General features: G+C 44.7%; 17 protein-coding genes. 8 read left to right on the plus strand and 9 right to left on the minus strand.

Annotated features, from left to right (window positions below):
• The 9 genes from AC3E9V_RS18850 to AC3E9V_RS18890 all read right to left on the minus strand — a co-directional run bounded on the left by AC3E9V_RS18850 (position 1) and on the right by AC3E9V_RS18890 (position 11330).
• Positions 1-696: an ABC transporter ATP-binding protein gene (locus AC3E9V_RS18850; protein ID WP_488749707.1), complete on the minus strand. Its 696-nt coding sequence runs from the start codon at positions 694-696 to the stop codon at positions 1-3.
• A gap of 67 nt (positions 697-763) precedes the next feature.
• The gene (locus AC3E9V_RS18855; RefSeq protein ID WP_488749708.1) at positions 764-1882 is read right to left on the minus strand and encodes a helix-turn-helix domain-containing protein; all 1119 of its coding nucleotides are present in this window, start codon (positions 1880-1882) and stop codon (positions 764-766) included.
• Between the two features lie 344 nt (positions 1883-2226).
• A complete protein-coding gene (locus AC3E9V_RS18860) occupies positions 2227-3528 on the minus strand; it encodes a PepSY-associated TM helix domain-containing protein (protein ID WP_488749709.1) in 1302 nt (433 codons plus the stop codon).
• A gap of 7 nt (positions 3529-3535) precedes the next feature.
• Positions 3536-5992, minus strand: a complete 2457-nt coding sequence (locus AC3E9V_RS18865) for a TonB-dependent siderophore receptor (protein WP_488749710.1) — start codon at positions 5990-5992, stop codon at positions 3536-3538.
• 564 nt (positions 5993-6556) lie between these two features.
• Complete coding sequence (locus AC3E9V_RS18870; protein WP_488749711.1) at positions 6557-6955, minus strand: hypothetical protein; 399 nt, start codon at positions 6953-6955, stop codon at positions 6557-6559.
• Between the two features lie 45 nt (positions 6956-7000).
• On the minus strand, positions 7001-7573 hold the full coding sequence (locus AC3E9V_RS18875) for an RNA polymerase sigma factor (RefSeq protein ID WP_488749712.1): 573 nt from the start codon (positions 7571-7573) through the stop codon (positions 7001-7003).
• 578 nt (positions 7574-8151) lie between these two features.
• Positions 8152-9210: an ABC transporter permease gene (locus AC3E9V_RS18880; protein WP_488749713.1), complete on the minus strand. Its 1059-nt coding sequence runs from the start codon at positions 9208-9210 to the stop codon at positions 8152-8154.
• Positions 9203-10177, minus strand: coding sequence for an ABC transporter ATP-binding protein (locus AC3E9V_RS18885; RefSeq protein ID WP_488749714.1), 975 nt, complete (start codon positions 10175-10177; stop codon positions 9203-9205). The genes AC3E9V_RS18880 and AC3E9V_RS18885 overlap by 8 nt, the downstream gene beginning before the upstream one ends.
• On the minus strand, positions 10164-11330 hold the full coding sequence (locus AC3E9V_RS18890) for a COG1470 family protein (protein ID WP_488749715.1): 1167 nt from the start codon (positions 11328-11330) through the stop codon (positions 10164-10166). The genes AC3E9V_RS18885 and AC3E9V_RS18890 overlap by 14 nt, the downstream gene beginning before the upstream one ends.
• A 345-nt stretch (positions 11331-11675) precedes the next feature.
• Here AC3E9V_RS18890 and AC3E9V_RS18895 point away from each other — a divergent pair, with 345 nt between their 5' ends.
• The 8 genes from AC3E9V_RS18895 to AC3E9V_RS18930 all read left to right on the plus strand — a co-directional run bounded on the left by AC3E9V_RS18895 (position 11676) and on the right by AC3E9V_RS18930 (position 19311).
• Positions 11676-13184, plus strand: coding sequence for a Do family serine endopeptidase (locus AC3E9V_RS18895; protein ID WP_488749716.1), 1509 nt, complete (start codon positions 11676-11678; stop codon positions 13182-13184).
• A 78-nt stretch (positions 13185-13262) separates the two neighbouring features.
• The gene (locus AC3E9V_RS18900) at positions 13263-14210 is read left to right on the plus strand and encodes a DnaJ C-terminal domain-containing protein (RefSeq protein ID WP_488749717.1); all 948 of its coding nucleotides are present in this window, start codon (positions 13263-13265) and stop codon (positions 14208-14210) included.
• A gap of 378 nt (positions 14211-14588) precedes the next feature.
• Complete coding sequence (locus tag AC3E9V_RS18905; protein ID WP_488749718.1) at positions 14589-15041, plus strand: Hsp20/alpha crystallin family protein; 453 nt, start codon at positions 14589-14591, stop codon at positions 15039-15041.
• Between the two features lie 79 nt (positions 15042-15120).
• Entirely contained in the window at positions 15121-15399 is a 279-nt protein-coding gene (locus tag AC3E9V_RS18910; RefSeq protein WP_488749719.1) for a DUF2158 domain-containing protein, read from the plus strand.
• 2 nt (positions 15400-15401) lie between these two features.
• Positions 15402-15650 carry a hypothetical protein gene (locus AC3E9V_RS18915; protein WP_488749720.1) on the plus strand — a complete coding sequence of 83 codons (249 nt, stop codon included), beginning with the start codon at positions 15402-15404 and terminating at the stop codon, positions 15648-15650.
• A 160-nt stretch (positions 15651-15810) separates the two neighbouring features.
• Positions 15811-16023: a hypothetical protein gene (locus AC3E9V_RS18920; protein ID WP_488749721.1), complete on the plus strand. Its 213-nt coding sequence runs from the start codon at positions 15811-15813 to the stop codon at positions 16021-16023.
• 6 nt (positions 16024-16029) lie between these two features.
• Positions 16030-17112 carry a glycosyltransferase family 4 protein gene (locus AC3E9V_RS18925; RefSeq protein WP_488749722.1) on the plus strand — a complete coding sequence of 361 codons (1083 nt, stop codon included), beginning with the start codon at positions 16030-16032 and terminating at the stop codon, positions 17110-17112.
• Positions 17113-17118: 6 nt separating this feature from the next.
• Complete coding sequence (locus AC3E9V_RS18930; RefSeq protein ID WP_488749723.1) at positions 17119-19311, plus strand: amylo-alpha-1,6-glucosidase; 2193 nt, start codon at positions 17119-17121, stop codon at positions 19309-19311.
• Positions 19312-19701: the final 390 nt, after the last annotated feature.

The following is a 19701-nucleotide window of genomic DNA, read 5'->3' on the forward strand; positions in this document are numbered from 1 at the left end:
TCAGGCAGTTACCAGTTCATCAACAATAGCTCCGTCGGCAATGAAAAAGGTATTTTCAAAGAACGACGTAAATTCTTTTTCATGGGTCACGACAACTACCGTTTTCCCAGCACCTGCCAACCTGGCAAACAGGTTGAAAATTTCGTTGGCAGTGTGTGAATCCAGATTACCTGTGGGCTCATCTGCCACGATCAAAGGTGGATCATTCGCCAGGGCCCTTGCAATAGCTGCTCGCTGCTGCTGACCTCCGGACAATGTAGAAGGCAACTTATCGGCTTGTTCCCCGATCCCTACCTGCTTTAATAAATTCAACGCGCGGGACCTCCTTTCCTTCTTTGGGTAGGTATTGCAAAAGTCCATGGGGAGCATGACATTTTCGATGACCGTAAGTGTGGGCAAAAGCTGGAAAAACTGAAATACCACACCGATATTCTTTCCTCTCCATGCAGCCAGCTCACTTTCAGGAAGCCTGTCTACCCGCACGCCATTGATCTCGACCTCTCCGTGCGTCGCCTTGTCTATACCAGATATAATATTGAGAAGTGTAGACTTACCACTCCCGGACTTACCAGTCACTGCTATCAACTGGCCTCCTCCAATACTTAAATTAATGTCCTTTAAAGCCATAAAATATCCCGTTGCCACAGGAAAGGCTTTTGACACATTTCGCAATTCAATCAGATTTTGTTGATCCATAGTTTTTTTATGGCAACATTATGCAAGTCCGGATCCCGGATCGTCTACAGAAATCCTGATGGACTTATTACTCCGAAAGATTTTTGCGGTATTCTGAAGGGGTCAGTCCCGTAAACCGTTTGAAGATGAGGTTGAATGTAGATTTTGATTTAAAACCAGCCTCAAGCGCAAGTCCAAGCAGGCTAAAATGAGCCTTACTCGCATCCCGCATTAGCTGCTTTACCTCCTCCACCCTGTACCTGTTGACAAAGTCATAAAAATTATCACCTATACCACTGTTAATTAACTGCGAGAGCTGACTCCTGCTGATGTTTAAAACACCAGCCAGTTGGCTCAGGGTTAACTCCGGATCCAGGTAAGGTTTTTTCTCCTTCATATAGCTCACCACCTCGTTGATCAGGTCCTGGTCAGGCTCATAAGTAGAGGCGGGGGTAGGTAAAACAGGTTCCGCAGGGTTTTCCAGGGTGTGAAATACCTCCCGTTGCAGCATCCCTTTAAAACCCAGCGCATAGATGGAAAGCGAAAAAATAAGTGCCGTAGCGCTCGTATGCCAGGCACGATCTTCAAAGTGAATAACGGCAAAAAGACTGAAAAGAAAGAAAATATTTATGAAGAGAAAAACAAACATGAAAAACCTGACCCATGAAATATTAACCCCCTCCGGATTGGATACTTCCTGCTGGATGAGCAGTTGGTAATTATCCAGCCGCTTATGCATTGCATACAGGTAAAGTGAAAACTGCATAACCACAGCTCCCCAAAAAAGAATATGGAGCAGGCGATGGTTTGAATCAAGGAAATGTAAAAAAGCTTCCGAGCTGGCACTCCGAAAACTCAAAGAGCAAATAACTATGAAAATAAACGGGATAAAATGCATTATTCCCCTCCCTGTAAATACTACCTTTTTTCCTGTAAGCTCCGCCACATACAACCAGAGCAAAGGAGCTATAAGTAAAAAAGTGGGATCCCCCAGCGAGTAAATTTCTGCTGATAAATGATCAAAGACATTTCCCGCATAAAGAATATGCGCTATACTAAAGGACAGCATGATCAGCAGAAGGGAAAGAAAAAGATTTGCCCGGCTCTTCCTGACACTTTTGTTATTGAGAAGCAAGGCCAGGTATACTCCCTGAACCAGTCCTCCCATGATCAAAATGGTAAAAATCTCGTGAATTACTCCTTTCAAATTAACCTGTCAATTTTAGCTTGTTAAATGTAACCCTTTGGTCAGTAAATTACGGAATAAGGAGCCCGGAAAGGTCCGGCCAGATACTGATGGACCCATTTGGCAGAGAACCTGCAATCCATTTGACTTAAACCCGGATTATTCATTACAAAATGAATAATTGACGAAAAATGCTCCAAAAAACATTTTTGTCAGGGTTAACCCAGACATCCCGACAGTAAACGTCGGGATCGTCTGATTATGCAATAGAAGTCTATTGCATAATTTCGGTTAAAGTTTTTTCCCAACAAGAAACCCAGAGGATTCATTCCGTTTACAGAAAACACCGATCTGAAAGTCGGGATTTATTTTGCGAGCTCCTTCGCTACCACCCTTTTCAGCCTGTAGCTAAAGAGGTACCAACCTGCCCATATAAAAGCTGCAAAGCCGGTTGTAATGACTAAAACGGCTGTTCGTGAAACGTGATACCTGCCTAACAGTGCAAAGTAGAGAAACCCAAGCATCACCACAGTCATTAACCAGTTGACATACTTCCAAAAGCCCATTTTTTGGGCTTTTAGTTTAGCAGCTGATTTTACTTTACGCTTCTGACTCACCCACAATCCGGTCAATATCAATGATGATATCCCCAGGCCAAAAACAAACCAGATCACTTTGGTCGCCAGACCTCCCCAGTAGCCAAAATGAATCGGATCTGCAATGTCATTGATCCATGTGACCGCATCCAGCTCCTTTGCTTTTTGTACTTTCAATACTTCATAGGTCAAAGGATCAATGTAAACCCGGTTAGCACGATTACGAACCAGGGGAGTACCGTCCGGACCATTCAGATAGATCGCCTGATCGGGTCTTTTCGGCGGCAGGATATCCTTTACCTGCAGTCCCGGGATAACACTCCTCGCTACCTGTACTGCCCGGTCATAATCTACAGAAAACTCAAAATCGTCATAGGCCCGGTCAGCCGCTAACTTCCGCTCAAGCTTCGGGCTGGGTGGGTTGGCAATAGTACCTACTCCGCCCACATTGGCTCGCTCTGCAAAGTACCATATACCTGTCAGCGAAAAGATCAGTGTAATGGGCACGGACCATACCCCCACCAATCTATGCAAACTCCTGAAAAACACCACAGGGCCTTTTCCCACTTTCAACTCGAATAGCTTTCTGTACCATTTCCTGTAAAAAAGCAATGCCGTAATCATGGATACAAAGAGCATAAAGCCAAAGGCGAGCACCGTAAAGTTTCCCACCTGAAAAGGGATAAAAAGGTAATAATGCAGATCTCTGAAAAACCGCTGAAACGTGATCCGGGCGCTCCCCTGCACCTCACCGGTATAGGGATTTACAAAAGTGTAATGAAGCTGCCCTGCATCGACCATGTATACAATATCACACAGGTAAGGCTCCTCTGTGGCCATCCAGTATTGCATTTTGGCATGGGGAAACTCCTTTCGCAAATTCTGTAAGATCATGTTACGGCTAGCAAGTATATCTGCCGGAGTTGCCCGCATTTCAGGGATAAGCAGCCAGTCCATTTCATGGCTGAGCGTGGCCAGTGTACCAGAAAAGCATACTATAAAAAACAGTATGCTTAACTTGATACCAATCCAGCTATGGATCCGGAAGAAGATCTTTTTGTCGAACTTCATCTAAGGTTTAAAACGTATATCCAACACTTAGCAGATAGTTTCTCGGCGCTCCAGGAAACAGCCTGGTATAGCTATAACCGCCCGTCCAATGTGTTTTATCAAACAGGTTGTTAATATTGGCCGAGATCTTGAACTTATCTACAGCATAGAAGATCCCCGCATCAAACAGCACATAGCCGGGCAGCTTGAGACCCAGACTATAAGTATCGAAGGTTACTCGCTCTGTCACAAAGTTGCTGCCAAGGGCGATACCCAGGCCATTCAGCGCTCCACGGTCTATTAAATACTTTGCCCAGATTCCTCCCTGATGTTCAGGAGCGTTTTCCTTGATATGACCGATCTGTTCAGCATCATCGCTCTTCGTGATCTCGGCCCTGTTGTAGGCATAGTTGGCAGTGATACTCAGATTAGGGGTGATCGTACCGATCACATCCAGCTCCACCCCTCTTGAAAGCTCCTGTCCACGTTGCTCCAGCAGGTCAGGGTTCCCTGCATCATTGGCATTGACTAAAATATTGTTTTGCTCGATGCTGTAGATGGCCAGATTAGCAGCCAGCCGGTTTCGGATCAATGTGCTTTTCGCACCCACCTCCAACATATTTGCCGAAAGCGGATCAAATGGCCCTCCTGCATTAGGATTCGTTAAAACAGAGGCCGTCTGCGGCTGGAAGCTTTCCGTATAGGTAGCGTAAAGGTTTACATCATCTGTAAGCTGATATACCAGTCCCAGCCTGGGCAACAGCTTCTCCTGTTGTACTATTTCTTCATCAGGAGTGTCATAGTTGAGCACGTCACGGTAGTTTTCCTGCCGTAGCGACAACAGCACTCTTAGCCTGTTGAAACTGATCTGATCCTGCAGGTAAAATCCATAAGTGTAATATTTAGTAGGTGAATAGCTCTGCCTGATGTTGAAAATATACTCATGCGGATAGGTCACATTATACTGTGGATCTTCCAGATCGAAATGAGGGATGTTAGGCACTGGCATTCCATTTTCAAACAGGTAGTTCTCCGCGTTTTCCGGGTCATAATTTCTGGTAACCGATCCATCCTTCAGCCGGTAACCTCTGGCTATGGACTGCCCGCCTCCTACGGGCTGCTGCTGCTGGATGTAGTCAAAACCTGCCACAAGCTTATGCGCTAAAGGACCCGTTTTAGCACGGTATACAAAATATGAAGTAAGGTTGTCCGAAATCTGTTTCCTCATCCTGTTAATCACCTGCATCCCCATCAGGGTGGGAACCTGGTTGCCCAGACTATCCACAGCAAAGCTATTGGATGTGCGGTGCTCAAACAGGTCTTCATCCCATACAAACCGCATATAGGAAGCATTAAAAGAAAAGTCCCGGGTGAACTTATGATTCAGCGATAAAGTGAAGTTTTGTACATTGTTAGTATGATAGTCGCTGGACTCACCCAGGGCAAACGAAACCGGCGTGCTGGTAAGGTCTGTGCCGGAAGCTGCTCCAAAGATCGGCTGCCCGCGATCCAGCTTTCCCTTGTACTGTGTTACCATCAGATCAAAATTAATTCGGGTATTTTCAGTCAGTAAAAATGAAATGGATGGCGCTACCATCAGCGACTTGTTTTGCTGCAAGTTCCGGTAGCTGTCAGCATCTTCATACCCAAGGTTGAGCCGGTAAAGCAATGTTCCCTCATCGTTGACAGGCCCGGTAAAGTCTGCGTTGGCTCTAAGCGTGTTGAAACTCCCAACGGTAAAACTCAGCGCTTTCCGTTCCTCATCCAGTGGTTTTTTAGTCACATAGTTCATAGTACCACCCGGAGTAGTATTGGCAAAAAGTGCCGATGCTGGTCCCTTGATCACTTCCACTCGCTCTATATTGGCCAGGATCGGCTGTGGCCCAAAGATGCCTACAGTACGCAACCCGTTAATCATTTTACTATTGCTGCTGCCACTTCTGAATCCTCTGAACGTAAAATCATCATATCCGGAAAACATGTTCACGCCACTGATATTTTTGGCAATATCCCCTATCCGGTAAGCCTGCTGATCGGCAATAACTTCCTTGGTCACATAACTAACAGCCTGAGGCACTTCTTTGAGTGGGGTAGCCGTCTTGGAAGCCACGTATGATACTTCGTTTTTATAATCCGTTTCCCTGCGGCCTGTTACCTCTACGGTTTGAAGCTGTTCGGTATACTCCTGCAGTGAAAAGTCCAGTTTAATATTCGCCCCGGTAACGTTCACCTGTACTGATTGCTTTTCATACCCTACACCGGACACCACCAGTGTATAGCTGCCTTTTGGTACTCCACCTATCGAATACTCTCCCTGATCATCGGTAGCGGCACCATAGCGGTAACCCTTTAGTCCTACATTAACGCCGATTAAAGGAGCGCCATTAACGTCTGTTACTACCCCTTGTATGGTTCCCGCAGATTGAGCATTTGCCTGTGGCAGGGATACTATTCCGATTAAAATAAGCAGTATAATTCCTTTCATGTGTATAGTGTTTATCTCTAATAGGTCACATGGAATTCGCGATAAACTTTATTCATCCCCTGGTTGGTATAATTTAGGATGCCTAAAGTTTATGCTCATTTCATGTGTTTAAAGTTTCCGAAATAAGCCGCGCCGCGTAGGCGGTTTGCTGCCCAACTTTGATCATTCACAGCCTGCCTTTGCCGAAAGTGGCTACTGCAGGCAGGTTAGTGTGGCTCAATAATTGGGTTGAGACTACGCGTCCCGGCATCATGCTCATTTCATTTTTTTGTTTGCTTGTCCGTGAATAAATTATTTAGAATCGTTCTAAATAATGCAAATATCTACTAGAACCAGATGGTTGTCAATCGCCATTGGTAGGCATTTAGGTCTTCGTGAAGCCCCTAACAATAGTGAGAGCTAGTACTGCTATATCTAGTAATAGTGAGAGCTGGTGTCGTGACTCTTAAATAAGGATACTAATTCATGCCATCACTAAGTTGATGAAATCCTTGTTTTATAAGTAAAGAAGCTGAGTGATGGCATGAATAATTAGTTTGCTTCCTTAGTAATCGTGATACTAAGTCAGAGAACACGCTCTTCGATGACCTTCCCAAGCTGATCCACCATCACCAGGTACCTGTTTAGCTTCTCATTTCTGACAATAACCTCGTAGGTTATCTGATTCCCATGATTGATCAAAACGACATTCATGATCTCCCAGTCTTTCTCGAGCAATGATCTGATCGCAGAGGGCAGAAGATCTTTAGCCAGGTATACTTTATATAGGTCCAGCTTACCTTCAGTATCAAAAATGGCAATATACTCCACGCTATCACGATGAAACAGCACTTCGTATTTGCCGGAACCAAGGAACCACTCCGGGTTTACAGCACCCGGGAAATGATTGCTAAAAGCCAGCCGGCAAACCCCAGGAGGCTTTATCCCAACTCCATTTATTACCTTTTTAAGAAAATCTTCCATAGAGCTATCTCTCCAATGCTGACGTAAAAACCAGCCAAAGTAACGCTAGTTATCGGTCATATATTTTTTTCGATATAAATAGAAGACCCTGGACCGTGCTCTTTTTAACCGCATCTTTGCAGCATTTTCACTGATCCTTAATGAATGGCTTATCTCCTTTATGGACAGATTGTCCAGGTATTTCATGAGTAAGAGCGCTTTTTCTTCCGGATGAATCAGCTCCATAATAACCGTAAGCCTCTCGTAGGTGATCTGAGACAGGTCCTCATCGCTCTCATCGATGATCTCAGGAATCTCATTTTGACTATTCCACTCCGGGTAGCTCATCTTTTTCTTTTCCCTCAGGTAATCTATGCAGTGATTGTAGGTAATAGAATATAACCATGAAGAAAAAGACGAATGCTTCCTGAACATAGCGAGCTTTTCATAAGTTTTTGAAAAAATATCTTCTGAAAGTTCTTCCGCCTGTCTTCGATCTTTCACAAAGCTAAAACACTTGTCCAGGACCTTCCTGTAATACCGCTGATACAGGATATCGAAAAAATGAGTTTCCTCCCCCTCGATAATCCTGTCGATTACCTCATTGTCAGACAAGTCTTTTGCATGCACCTTCACCATACACAGGTCATTGGAGCAAAAAGTTAGCTAAACTACTCGGTGTGTCCAGTACTTTTTGCAGAAAATACGGAAGTTTGCCTGAGTGCAAGGTCCCATAGCGTCTACCCGTCAGACGGGTGAAACCCACTGTAGTTTGTAGGTTGGACAGGTAAATTCCGTGGCTTAATTGAAATCACTGGATAATGATTCCAGGCCTTAACCCCAAGCCAGAAGTATTGTATGATGAATTTGAGCAAAAACATGGACAAATACCAAAACAAATCAAGCTAATGGTCATTTCTCACCACCACTTCCTTATTTCTTACCAGCATTTCCCTATTTCCTGAACCCATCCCCTATTTTGCAAACTAAACAGGGAATTACCTCACTCCCAGTTGGTTGATTCACAAAGACCGGTAATAATTCATTGCTCACAATGATTTATCCCTGCATAAATAGAAATAAAACATTACTTGTCAAAATAGTTTTTGATTTTATCAGGTATTATAGTAAATGCTGTGGCTATGTATGTGTAAATAAAACCCAACAGAGATTTAGATCCGGGCCAGACAGGGCCGGAGCTGTGGGATGTGCACCTTCTACCTGGAACGGATCTCCTTCCTCATAAACGAAAGGTAAGACAAGCCAAAACATATAATGGTAGCAGCTATAAGACCTGTGAGTTGCGGCCATATAATCAACAAGCTCTGCCCGAGAGGTAGCGGACTGGGAATACTCCCAATCATTTGTTCCATAGTAAGTGGTCCCAGGCTTCGAACCGATGGCATCAGCAATACCGTAGTGGCATCATTAAACAGCTGACTTGGCAAGATGCTCAACAGGCTCAATACAAGCTCCCTGTATCTGAACAGATCGTACGCATTTGGTACTTCCGAGGAGGTAGCCGCTTTTGCGATGAAGGTAACGATCAGTGCATAAAATACCGTAAAAAATAACCACACCGCAATTCCTGAGAGCGCAGAAGTAGCCGGCTGACGAAACCGGACCGAAAACAGGATGGATAAGTTTAACCAAAAGGCCACGTAGAAGATACTGATGATAATGAAGCAAACGAACCTCAAAAACTCTTCCGGCGTAGGCGGTATCCCGATCGTAATGAGTCCAAACGCCATCACCAGAAACCCTAAAGCAAAAAACATCACACTGATTACGCTCAAGGCTGCCACAAACTTGGCGTTGATCAGGTAATCACGATGGATCGGCTGAGCGAGAATGCGACTCAGTGTTCCCTTGTTTTGCTCTGAGTTGATGGCATCAAATCCGAGGCTGATACCAAGCAAAGGACCAAGAAAACTTATAAAAACAAGAAAAGAAGGCATAGTACCATCCGATACAGTAAATAGTCGCAAAAAAAAGAAGGTGTCTTCCGGGTCACTGGCTTTTATGTTATCGCTGAAATTAGTCAACCCCGTATAGAGTGACCCCATGCAGGCCAGGGCTATAATGGCAATCAATATGATAAACCGCCAGCTTCTTACGTGATCTGAAATTTCCTTGTTAACAATCGTCCAAAATGGATGCTCCGGTTTATCCTTTTCCCCGAAAGGTCTCTTCCGGAAAACACGTTTACTCAGGTAACTGATCGCTGTCAGCCATCGCTTCACTGAGGAAAAATTTCTTTTTACTGAACTATTCATGATCTTCAATTCCTTCAAAATAACGTTGATATATATCATCCAATCCGTACTCTTTCTTATGGAGATGGTTCAGACCATGCCCTGATTCTACAATAACCCTGGCAAGCTCCGGTGATGCGTCACGTGTGCAGCTAACATGGAATGTATCATCATTTGTCCGGATAGTATCAACACCCTCCACGCCCAGCATCATCTTTTGTAACCGGTCATGGTTCACAGCCTCTTGATCAGAGACCCGTATTTCAATCATAAACTGTTCGCCGGAAAATAACTGCCGGGAAAGTGTTTGTACATCACCCTCGGCTATCAGCTTGCCCTTGACAAACAAGCCAACACGATCGCACACCTGCTGCACCTGGTGCAAGTGATGAGAGGAAAGCAGGACTGTAAGCCCATCCTCACTACTCAATTGTCCTATCAACCCAAGGAGTTCGCGAACTCCTTTTGGATCGATTCCCAACGTTGGTTCGTCCAGGATGATCACTTCAGGGGCTTTGATCAGCACATCAGCTAGTCCCAGTCGCTGGCGCATTCCGCGTGAATAGGTACCTACCTTTTTACCAGCCACATCAGCCAGACCCACCCTGCCAAGCAGCTGTTCAGCCTTTCGATTTGCTTCCCTCCTGGGCAGGCGGTTCAACCTGGCCGCATACATCAGATTTTCCAGGCCGGTCATATCTTCATAAAACCCGACATCTTCAGGCAAATAGCCAACCTTCCTTTTGACTGCTACCGGGTTGCTGGTAGAATTGATCCCACAAACTTCTGCCAGACCTGAATCAGGTTCCGTCAGTCCCAGGAGCATCAGGATCGTTGTAGATTTGCCTGCTCCGTTCGGACCGAGCAGCCCAAAAATCTCGCCTTTAGGGATGGTAAGACTCAGGTTATCCACAGCGGTATGCGACTCATACCTTTTGGTCAACCCCGACAATCGGATGATATTTTCGTCCACCTTACCTCCTTCCATATTTACGGAAAAGATAAAACACACCTCCAATTACACCCAGAATGATCAGCACACCAATCCAGCCCCAAAGCATGGGAGTCCTCACAGAAACCCTGAAAGTAGCCTTGGAAGTAACCTCGGGGGTCCTGGCTTTCAGATTGGTTACATAGTCCCCGGCAATGGCTTTTCGGTCTGCCTTGATGGTGGCAAAAACACTGGCCGATTCCCCGGGAGTCAGCTTATCTACTGTGTCAGGATCAAAAACAACATCCCAGTTTACCGGCGTGGAAGCACTCAGCTTAATATCTCTTAGCCCGGCTGATCCTGTATTCCTCACCTTAAACGCTATCCGCTTTTCATCTCCAGCCGTGATGCGGGTACTCAGAAGCCCCGTTGGTGTGGTCAATTCCATATCATAGGAACCGGTGATCACTACCTCCAGATCAAGATCGGCTGATGTAGTAGTGGTAGTAGCCTGTATCGGGATCTTGTAGCTTCCGGCTTTAACCTGATCAGGCGGAGCTATTTCGATGGTGATATCTTTCGAATTACCTGGTTCTATGTTAACCGATGTAACCTGCTTGTAATTCGCTTTGAAAGTTACAGACCACCCACGGGGAGTCCGGGCCTTCAAGGCATACAATTGTTTTTCTGCAGTCTGGTTCTTCAGATCTGCATTGAAAGTAAAAGTTGCATCGGCATGCCCCTCCATGTTGGGTTGGTCCGTTGTGAATTCGGTTTTGAAGGTCCCTTCTTCTGATACTGTGACAGTAAGCGGGAGCTGATCAAACCCGGAGGCCACCACCCGGAAGCGGTAGGTCCCTTTCTCAATCTTGAGCGGAACCTCAACTCCTAAAGAAAAACTTTTCTTTTCCCCCGGAAGCACGGCAATTTGCTCAATGCTCCATCCCCCCGACTTTAAGGTGTACTTCCATCCATCGGGCAATCCTGCCAGGGAAATTCCAACATCCCTGATCACACTACTTTTGTTGATCACATCAATTGTGTAATTGATGGATTCACCAGGTGGAACAGAAATTTTTGTGTAGGGTGTGTACAATGTCACGCTCTGTGCAAAAGCAGCGTGACCGCAGAAAAACAATACTCCAATAAGACCGGCTAGCAGACGGTACTTCAGCCATTTTGTTTGTGTTGGCATAAAAAACTTTCTCATAATTTTCGATGACTTCACTTACAGGCAGCCAAATTAAAAATCAGGAAAAAAATAGAAATGCCATGATAGGTTAAAAGATGTTAAAAAGGATGTTTAAGTCTACTGATCCCTGAATTCTCCTCAAAAATCAGTGTGTGGCGAGGGTATATTCATCAGTAAATCCACCGATCAAATGGACGGTTTTTTTAATGAAGTAGACGTATGTGTCATTTTGGCATTTCACTTAACAAATCATGCGTCATTCTGACAGTTCTTAATTTCGAAATTCGGTGTGGAATATGGTTTGTAAACAATTTATTAAGAGTGCAAATGATCTGATTGTCGAACCCTAAAGACGAGAAGAAAATGAAAAATCATGTTATAACCGGACTTATTGCATTGAGTGTTTCTCTCGGGGTAGTCTGGCTGGCCCCTGAAGTGGTACCAGGTGCCAAAACACTCAAAATAGAACATATAGACGGCACTCCCGTACGGGGTGCTGTTTATACCGTAGATAAAGATAATGAGATTGTGCCGCTGGATTTTACCTCAGTGGCAGATAAAGTGATGGATGCCGTGGTGCATATTAAATCCACACAGACCAGCAACAATTCAGCCAGAAATCAGCACCACGAATTACCGGACCCTTTCAGAGACTTCTTCGGAGATGATTTCTTTGAGAGGTTTTTCGGTCCGGGATATCGTTTTGAGCGCCCTCAGCTACCCCAGGTTCGCGTGGGTACGGGATCCGGTGTGATTATCAACAGTGAAGGATATATTATCACTAATAATCATGTCATTGCCAATGCTGATGACATTGAAGTGACACTGCATGATAACCGTACTTACAAGGCTGCAGTCATTGGAACGGACCCTAGCACCGACCTTGCTTTGATCCGGATCAAGGAAAAAGGTCTTCCCACCCTGCCTCTGGTTGATTCCGACAATGTAAAAGTCGGCGAATGGGTATTGGCAGTGGGAAATCCATTTAACCTTAACTCAACGGTCACCGCTGGTATCGTAAGTGCAAAGTCCCGCAATATCAATATTCTCCGGGACCAGTATGCGATCGAATCATTCATCCAGACAGATGCAGCCATCAACCCGGGGAACAGTGGTGGCGCCCTGATCAATTTGCAAGGAGGACTAATAGGGATCAATACCGCCATTGCAAGCCCCACCGGAGCCTATGCAGGCTATGGATTTGCAGTTCCCTCCAATATTGTAAACAAGGTAGTGGAAGACCTTCTAAAATATGGGGTGGTTCAGCGAGGCTACCTGGGAGTAACGATCCGCGGAGTGGATGGCAACCTTGCTAAAGAGAAAGAATTGGAAGTTACGGATGGAGTTTATATAGACAGCGTAGCTGAAAACAGTGCGGCACTTGCAGCCGGTATAGAACCCGGAGATGTGATCCTTGAGGTAGATGGTACTGAAGTGACCACTGCGCCTGAGCTTCAGGAGATTATTGCCCGTCATCGTCCCGGAGATAAAGTAAAGCTCAGGATCAATCGGGACGGCAGGGAAATGGAAGTATCCGCAAAACTCAAGAACCAGTATGGGGAAACGAAATTTCTGGCAAAGAGTAACAAGGAAATTTTCAACATCCTCGGTGCGGAGTTTGAAGATGTAGATAAAAAGCTGGCGAAAAAGCTGGACATTGATGGGGGTGTGAAGGTGAAAAAACTGTATGCAGGTAAACTCATGAACCATACTGAAATGAGAGAAGGCTTCATTATCACCAAAGTTGACGGTCAGTTGGTAAAATCTACAGATGAACTTGCAAAAGCCCTTGAGGGTAAAAAGGGAGGTGTGCTCATAGAAGGTATTTATGAAGATGTACCAGGCACCTACTATTATGCAGTCGGGCTGTAACGTTGTGATTCAGACCGTTCGTTGATTGAAGGTCTCTCAGGTCGATATCTTGATCTTTATTAAACAGATTGGGAAAGGATGGAGTACAAGGATTACTATAAAGTATTAGGAGTAAGCAAATCTGCCTCGCAGGATGAGATTAAAAAAGCGTACCGCAAACTGGCTGTAAAATACCATCCTGATCGAAATGAGGGAGACAAAACTGCCGAGGAGCGCTTTAAGGAAATCAGCGAAGCCTACGAAGTGTTGGGCAATCCGGAAAATCGCAAAAGGTACGATGAACTCGGAGCTAACTGGAAGCAATATCAGAACGCTGACTTTAGCCAGCAGTGGGGAGGTCGGGGGTATGCCTCTCAGGGAGGCCACCATGGACAGCACCGCTACGAGTTTGAAGGAGATCCTTCAGACTTTTTTGGTAATGGTGGCTTTTCCAATTTTTTTAAATCCTTTTTTGGAGGAAACAGGTGGCATGGCGCTGGCTTCACTGGTTTCGATATTGACGAAGATATCGCCGGTAGTGATCTCGCAGGGGAAGTTGCCATTACTCTCCGGGAAGCCTATACCGGAACTGAACGAATCGTGGACCTGGGACAGGAAAAGATCAAATTGAGGATCAAACCAGGTGCTTATAACGGGCTTAAGCTTTGTGCCAAAGGGAAAGGCCAGAAAAGAAGCAGGGGTAGATCAGGTAATCTTTACCTGACGATCAACGTACGGCCGCATCCGGTCTATGAGCGAAAAGGCAATGACCTTTTTATGGAGGCCCCAATAGACATGTTTACTGCCCTGCTCGGTGGCAGGAAGGAAATTACCACCCTTTCGGGAAAAGTAAACATTACGATTCCTGAAGGCACACAAAACGGAAAACAATTGCGGCTGAAAGGTAAGGGTATGCCTGTTTACGACGGGTCCACTTACGGAGACTTGTATGTGAAACTTGATGTAAAACTACCCGAACACCTGAATCAAAAACAGAAAGAATTGACGCAAAAACTCAAAGAGAGTTTTCAAAAACAATACGTCTGAATCAAACAAATAGAGCCATGTTTCATAGTAGGTATTTTACTAAGATTGTTCTCTTTGTTATTTGTTTTATTACCAATCCCCTGGCAAAGGAAAGATATTGATTTTGGGGTGTTTGGTGTAACCTTTACACCAGTCTGGTGAACCTAAGTGCCAGGCAGGCTGACTAAAACCCCCTTTATACAGGATTTAAACTGACATTTTTGCAGAAAAAAACTGACAAAATTTACCATCACAGTATCTGGCATTTGAGTTGATAGACAGAAATTGAGAATCGCGATTCTATAGTTTGTTGTTTTGGTTTTGATAGTCCTGACGATACTGTCAGGATTACGATTTAACCAAATTGTTGAATTGTTTAACTATTAAAATTTAAGAGCAATGAGCACTTTAATTAAATCAAACGGTTTATTTCCATCTGCCTCTTTTTTTGACGATTTCCTGACCAGGGATCTGTTTGACTGGTCAGGTGCGAGTGGTCTGGGCTGGACAAATGGTGGCGGGTCAGTGCCCCGAGTGAACATCGTCGAGACCAACGATGATTTTCGTGTGGAAGTGGCAGCTCCCGGAATGAAAAAAGATGATTTCCAGGTAGAGCTGGATAATGACATGCTGACTATTTCATCTGAAGTGGGAAATGAAGCCCACGACGAAAATCATAAATACACACGCAGAGAATTTAGCTATCGATCATTCAAGCGGTCTTTCTATTTGCCAAACACTGTAGAAGCCGACAAGATTGAAGCTACATACAAAAACGGTTTGCTGAATCTTATTATTCCAAAAAAAGTGGAGGCCCGAAAAAAACCGGTTAAAACCATTAAGATTTCATAATCTTTTTCGGACATCAAAATGCAATCCGGGGAGAGCGATTGTAATCGCTCTCCCATGGAATTGTTAAACTTAAAACTAAATGCCGTTTTATGGAAAATTGTTTAAACCTGGAGACCGGGTACGGTTGAAAACCGGGGGACCTTCCATGAGGGTGGTCCGGTATGAGGTCAAAGATCATCCCCTGCTGGCACACGGTGAGAGCAATGCAAGCGTAAGGTGTGCCTGGTATGATCGGCTGAAGGGAAGACAAGAGAAGGTTGTTCATCAAAACAGCCTTATGAGAGTAGGACGATTTCATCCTCTATCCGGTCAGACGGGACCTGGACATGATTTCCACATCAAAACCGAAAGGAGGTAAAAATGAAAACGCTATTGAAACTAAGAAACCTGATACTAAATACTTTTCTTTCTGTAATGCTCATAACTGTAATAGGAAGTTGCGACCGGATTAATTCATCATCTGAGGCTGATAGTGAGGTGAAAGACAACACTGAAAGCACATCTGCGGAAGATATGACAACTGACACCTCCGGAGAATCTACCAAAGACGATCAGGAAGAAAATGATTCGAGTGAAGCAAGCAGCGAAGAAACAGAGAAGGAGGAGTAAGCACTCCTTCTCGTATTGTTATTTGATAAGTCACTAAAAAATGAAGGCCTGTTTATTCATAACAAATGGGCCCTCCCAGAGGCACCATTTGGAAATCCCCTCGCGGATTCATCCTGTTAGCACTGTTATTGACATTACTCTTTTTAATGATTATTAACTGATGAACTTAAAAGTAAAGAACAGATCATTTCTGAGTTACTATAAGACCATACTGGAAAAAGTCAGCTTTGATGATTTTCTGCTGACTAAAGAATACCACAAAGCCAAAGATCAACTGCTTCCAATGGAACAGGCATTACTGGATATGTGGATGTATCAAAGTGGATTGATGAACAAACTGAAAACAAATAAGGAAGTACTAAAATTAAATTAAACACTGATGAAAATAGCGCAAATTTCACCCTTATATGAGTCGGTTCCGCCGAAGATGTATGGCGGTACCGAGCGTGTTGTTTCATATCTGACTGAGGAATTGGTTCGTCAGGGCCATGATGTAACCCTGTTTGCTTCCGGTGATTCGCAGACATCTGCTAAGCTGGTAAGCCATAGTGAAGAAGCTTTACGATTAAAAGATGTACAGGACCCTCTGGCTCATCATATTGCGCAGATGCAGCAAGTGATTGAGCTATCCGAAGCGTTTGATGTATTGCACTTTCATACGGAGTACCTGCATTTTCCAGTCTCAAATTTTATAGGTATCCCCCACCTGACCACCTTGCACGGAAGAATGGATATCCCCGACCTGGTGTATGTTTATGACAAATTCAAAAATCAACCGCTTGTATCTATCTCCAACTCTCAGCGCAAAGGGATGCCGGTAGATGTTAACTGGGTCGGCACAGTCTATCATGGGCTGCCATTGAATCTTTATAAAAAAGGTGAGGGCAATGGGGATTATGTAGCCTTTATCGGTCGCATCTCACCGGAAAAGAGACCGGACCGAGCGATCCGGATTGCCAGGGAAGCGGGTGTAAAAATCAAGATAGCCGCTAAGATCGACAAAGCTGACAAGGATTATTATCAGCATATGATCAGACAACTTATGGACCAGCCCCATGTCGAATTCATCGGCGAAATTGGAGAAGATAAGAAAGGGGAGTTTCTGGGCAATGCTAAAGCGCTGTTATTCCCTATTGACTGGCCGGAACCATTTGGCATGGTGATGATCGAAGCTATGGCCTGTGGTACGCCGGTGATTGCCTATAATCACGGATCAGTACCGGAAGTGATCGATAAAGGGGAAAGCGGATTTATAGTGGAAAGCGTAAAAGAGTCCGTACGAGCCCTGGAAAATATTGACCTGATTGATAGAAACAAGGTAAGAGAGACATTTGAACGACGGTTCAGCGCTAAAGTCATGGCGGAGAACTACATAAAGCTGTTTGAATCGCTTACGCTGCCAACAAGAAAGTCCGTCTTTGTTTCACCAGAACTGAAAAACACCGTTCGATCATTAAGCTAAACAAGCATGATAGCCAAACAAAAAGAAAGCGATATAAAGAAAAATGGTTATTACAAGATAACCACTGACGCTTCGTATATCGATGATCGTACACAGGTACTCAATCACTGTGATACGTTTGGGATACTCAGTAGATCCGGAGATATATTGCCCCTGGGACGGGAGATCCAGGGGATATATCATAAGGATACACGCTTCATCAATGAACTGAAGCTGCAGATTAACGACCAATATCCTACTTTACTGAGCTCCAATATCAAAGAGGAAAATGAAATTCTTTCGGTAGACCTTACAAACCCACAGATACCTCAAGATAACGGTCAGTCTCTGAGTCATGGCACTGTGCATATACATAGGAGCCAGCTGGTGAGAGATGCTCATTTTCATGAAAAAATAGAGCTGCAAAACCATAATTCTACGGACCATTCGTGCATTTTGTCTCTGACCTTCAATGGAGATTTTAAGGACATCTTTGAAGTCAGGGGACAAAGAAGGAATAAGCGAGGGGAACACCTGGGCATTGAATACTCTGATGACCACTGCATAATCATTAGCTATAAAGGCCTGGATAAGGTTACAAGAAAATGCCGCATCACTTTTAATCAGCCATTTAAAAAGACCGGTCAGTCTGGAAAGATCGAATTCTGCATCAACTTAGTTCCAGGGAAAGTTCAGCGTATAGACTATACAATAAGCTTTACGGATGGTGAATGGACCGACTCATTCAGAGATTACAGTGGTGATAGTCATGCCATTGTTTCCGACATTGAAAGAGGAAAGGACTATTTACCTACTATTGAAACCTCTAATGAGCAGTTTAGCCATTGGATCAACCGATCTCGAGCTGATCTGGTATCTCTAATGGCTGATACCCCAAACGGTAAATATCCCTATGCGGGCGTTCCCTGGTACAATACTGCTTTTGGCCGTGATGGGATTATCACAGCCCTGCAAACCTTATGGGTTGCTCCAAAGCTTTCCCGTGACGTGCTTTTGTTCCTGGCGGAAAATCAGGCAGATGCATTAGACGAATCCATAGATGCCGAACCTGGAAAAATACTTCATGAAACTCGTGGTGGTGAAATGGTCGCCCTCCATGAAGTACCGTTTAAAAAGTATTATGGGACTATCGACGCAACGCCCCTCTTCGTTATGCTGGCGGGTGAATACTATACAAGAACAGGAGACCTGGACACCATCAAAAAGATTTGGCCCAATGTGCTCAAAGCCATGGACTGGATCAATAAATACGGCGATTTGGATGATGACGGTTATGTAGAATATCGGCATAAATCAAAAAACGGGCTGACCAATCAGGGCTGGAAAGACAGTCATGATTCTGTCATGCATGCAAACGGTCAGCTGGCCGAACCGTCAATTGCGCTATGCGAAGTGCAGGGGTATGTTTACAATGCAAAGCTTCAAGCTGCCAATCTGGCTTTGGTCTTTGATGAAAAAGCCAAAGCTGAAAAATGGAGGAATGAAGCCAAGCGGTTGAAAGAACAATTCAATGAGGATTTCTGGGACAAGGAATTGGGCTGTTATGTTCTCGCTCTCGATGGGCAAAAAAGACCCTGCAGGGTAAAATCTTCCAATGCCGGACAGGTGCTGTTTACCGGTATCGCAGATCCTGGTAAAGCGAAACGTGTGGTCAACACTTTGATGCAGCCCGATATGTTTTCAGGATGGGGGGTCAGAACACTCTCAAGCCATGAAAAACGTTACAATCCCATGTCCTATCATAATGGGTCGGTCTGGCCGCATGACGTGGCATTGACTGCCTACGGCATGGGAAAGTATGGTTTCCAGCGTCAGGCGGTTCAGTTGATGACGGGCCTCTTTGATGCTTCTTTGTTTATCCACCTGCAAAGGCTCCCTGAGCTTTTCTGTGGAATGGAGCGGCGTACTGGCGAAGGTCCTACTGCCTATCCGGTAGCTTGTTCACCACAAGCCTGGTCGGTGGCAGCAGTTTATATGCTCCTGCGGGCAGTATTGCAGATTTCCATCAATCATTCCAGAAAAGAAATTTCTTTTCATAAACCTTTATTGCCAAATTATCTGGAGGCACTTACTATCAGAGGCCTTGATTTAAGTGGTGAAATCGTAAATCTGGAACTTACCCGCCATGGAAGGGATAGTATGATAGGTGTCAACTGGGATTATGAAGGTACGGATTGGGAGCTGAGTGTGGTGAAGTAGTTAACCTGCTTTCACATAACATTCCCTTAAAGTCATCCTGAAAGGATCTATCATACTCTGAAAACTAATGAAGAACTTAATCTTCATTTTTAACCGAAATCCCACCAGGCGGTTAATTCGGCTCAGATGATGCCAGGATCTACCCGTCAGACGGTTCCGAACCGTCAGACGGGTGAAACCCACCTGCTGAACCTCACCAATCCGTTATCCAATTCATTTGCCAACTGGAAGGACGATAAATTTTATACATCATAAAATGAGCCAATAAAGCGCTTTTCGCAATTTGTGGCATTGCTGCCCAGGAGTTCGACCTGGAGCCCCGAAAGATGATAGGTGCCGAACTAAAGACAATGATTGTTCAGATATACAGTGATCCTCAGGTGAAATTAC

It is taken from the genome of Marinoscillum sp. HNIBRBA16962 (genome assembly GCF_057801515.1).

What these genes read in the sequence shown, in the direction of transcription:
- AC3E9V_RS18850 (WP_488749707.1), bottom strand. Translation starts at nt 696, where the DNA reads ATGGATCAACAAAATCTGATTGAATTGCGAAATGTGTCAAAAGCCTTT.
- AC3E9V_RS18860 (WP_488749709.1), bottom strand. Translation starts at nt 3,528, where the DNA reads ATGAAGTTCGACAAAAAGATCTTCTTCCGGATCCATAGCTGGATTGGT.
- AC3E9V_RS18865 (WP_488749710.1), bottom strand. Translation starts at nt 5,992, where the DNA reads ATGAAAGGAATTATACTGCTTATTTTAATCGGAATAGTATCCCTGCCA.
- AC3E9V_RS18870 (WP_488749711.1), bottom strand. Translation starts at nt 6,955, where the DNA reads ATGGAAGATTTTCTTAAAAAGGTAATAAATGGAGTTGGGATAAAGCCT.
- AC3E9V_RS18875 (WP_488749712.1), bottom strand. Translation starts at nt 7,573, where the DNA reads ATGGTGAAGGTGCATGCAAAAGACTTGTCTGACAATGAGGTAATCGAC.
- AC3E9V_RS18880 (WP_488749713.1), bottom strand. Translation starts at nt 9,210, where the DNA reads ATGAATAGTTCAGTAAAAAGAAATTTTTCCTCAGTGAAGCGATGGCTG.
- AC3E9V_RS18885 (WP_488749714.1), bottom strand. Translation starts at nt 10,177, where the DNA reads ATGGAAGGAGGTAAGGTGGACGAAAATATCATCCGATTGTCGGGGTTG.
- AC3E9V_RS18890 (WP_488749715.1), bottom strand. Translation starts at nt 11,330, where the DNA reads ATGAGAAAGTTTTTTATGCCAACACAAACAAAATGGCTGAAGTACCGT.
- AC3E9V_RS18895 (WP_488749716.1), top strand. Translation starts at nt 11,676, where the DNA reads ATGAAAAATCATGTTATAACCGGACTTATTGCATTGAGTGTTTCTCTC.
- AC3E9V_RS18900 (WP_488749717.1), top strand. Translation starts at nt 13,263, where the DNA reads ATGGAGTACAAGGATTACTATAAAGTATTAGGAGTAAGCAAATCTGCC.
- AC3E9V_RS18905 (WP_488749718.1), top strand. Translation starts at nt 14,589, where the DNA reads ATGAGCACTTTAATTAAATCAAACGGTTTATTTCCATCTGCCTCTTTT.
- AC3E9V_RS18910 (WP_488749719.1), top strand. Translation starts at nt 15,121, where the DNA reads ATGCCGTTTTATGGAAAATTGTTTAAACCTGGAGACCGGGTACGGTTG.
- AC3E9V_RS18915 (WP_488749720.1), top strand. Translation starts at nt 15,402, where the DNA reads ATGAAAACGCTATTGAAACTAAGAAACCTGATACTAAATACTTTTCTT.
- AC3E9V_RS18920 (WP_488749721.1), top strand. Translation starts at nt 15,811, where the DNA reads ATGAACTTAAAAGTAAAGAACAGATCATTTCTGAGTTACTATAAGACC.
- AC3E9V_RS18925 (WP_488749722.1), top strand. Translation starts at nt 16,030, where the DNA reads ATGAAAATAGCGCAAATTTCACCCTTATATGAGTCGGTTCCGCCGAAG.
- AC3E9V_RS18930 (WP_488749723.1), top strand. Translation starts at nt 17,119, where the DNA reads ATGATAGCCAAACAAAAAGAAAGCGATATAAAGAAAAATGGTTATTAC.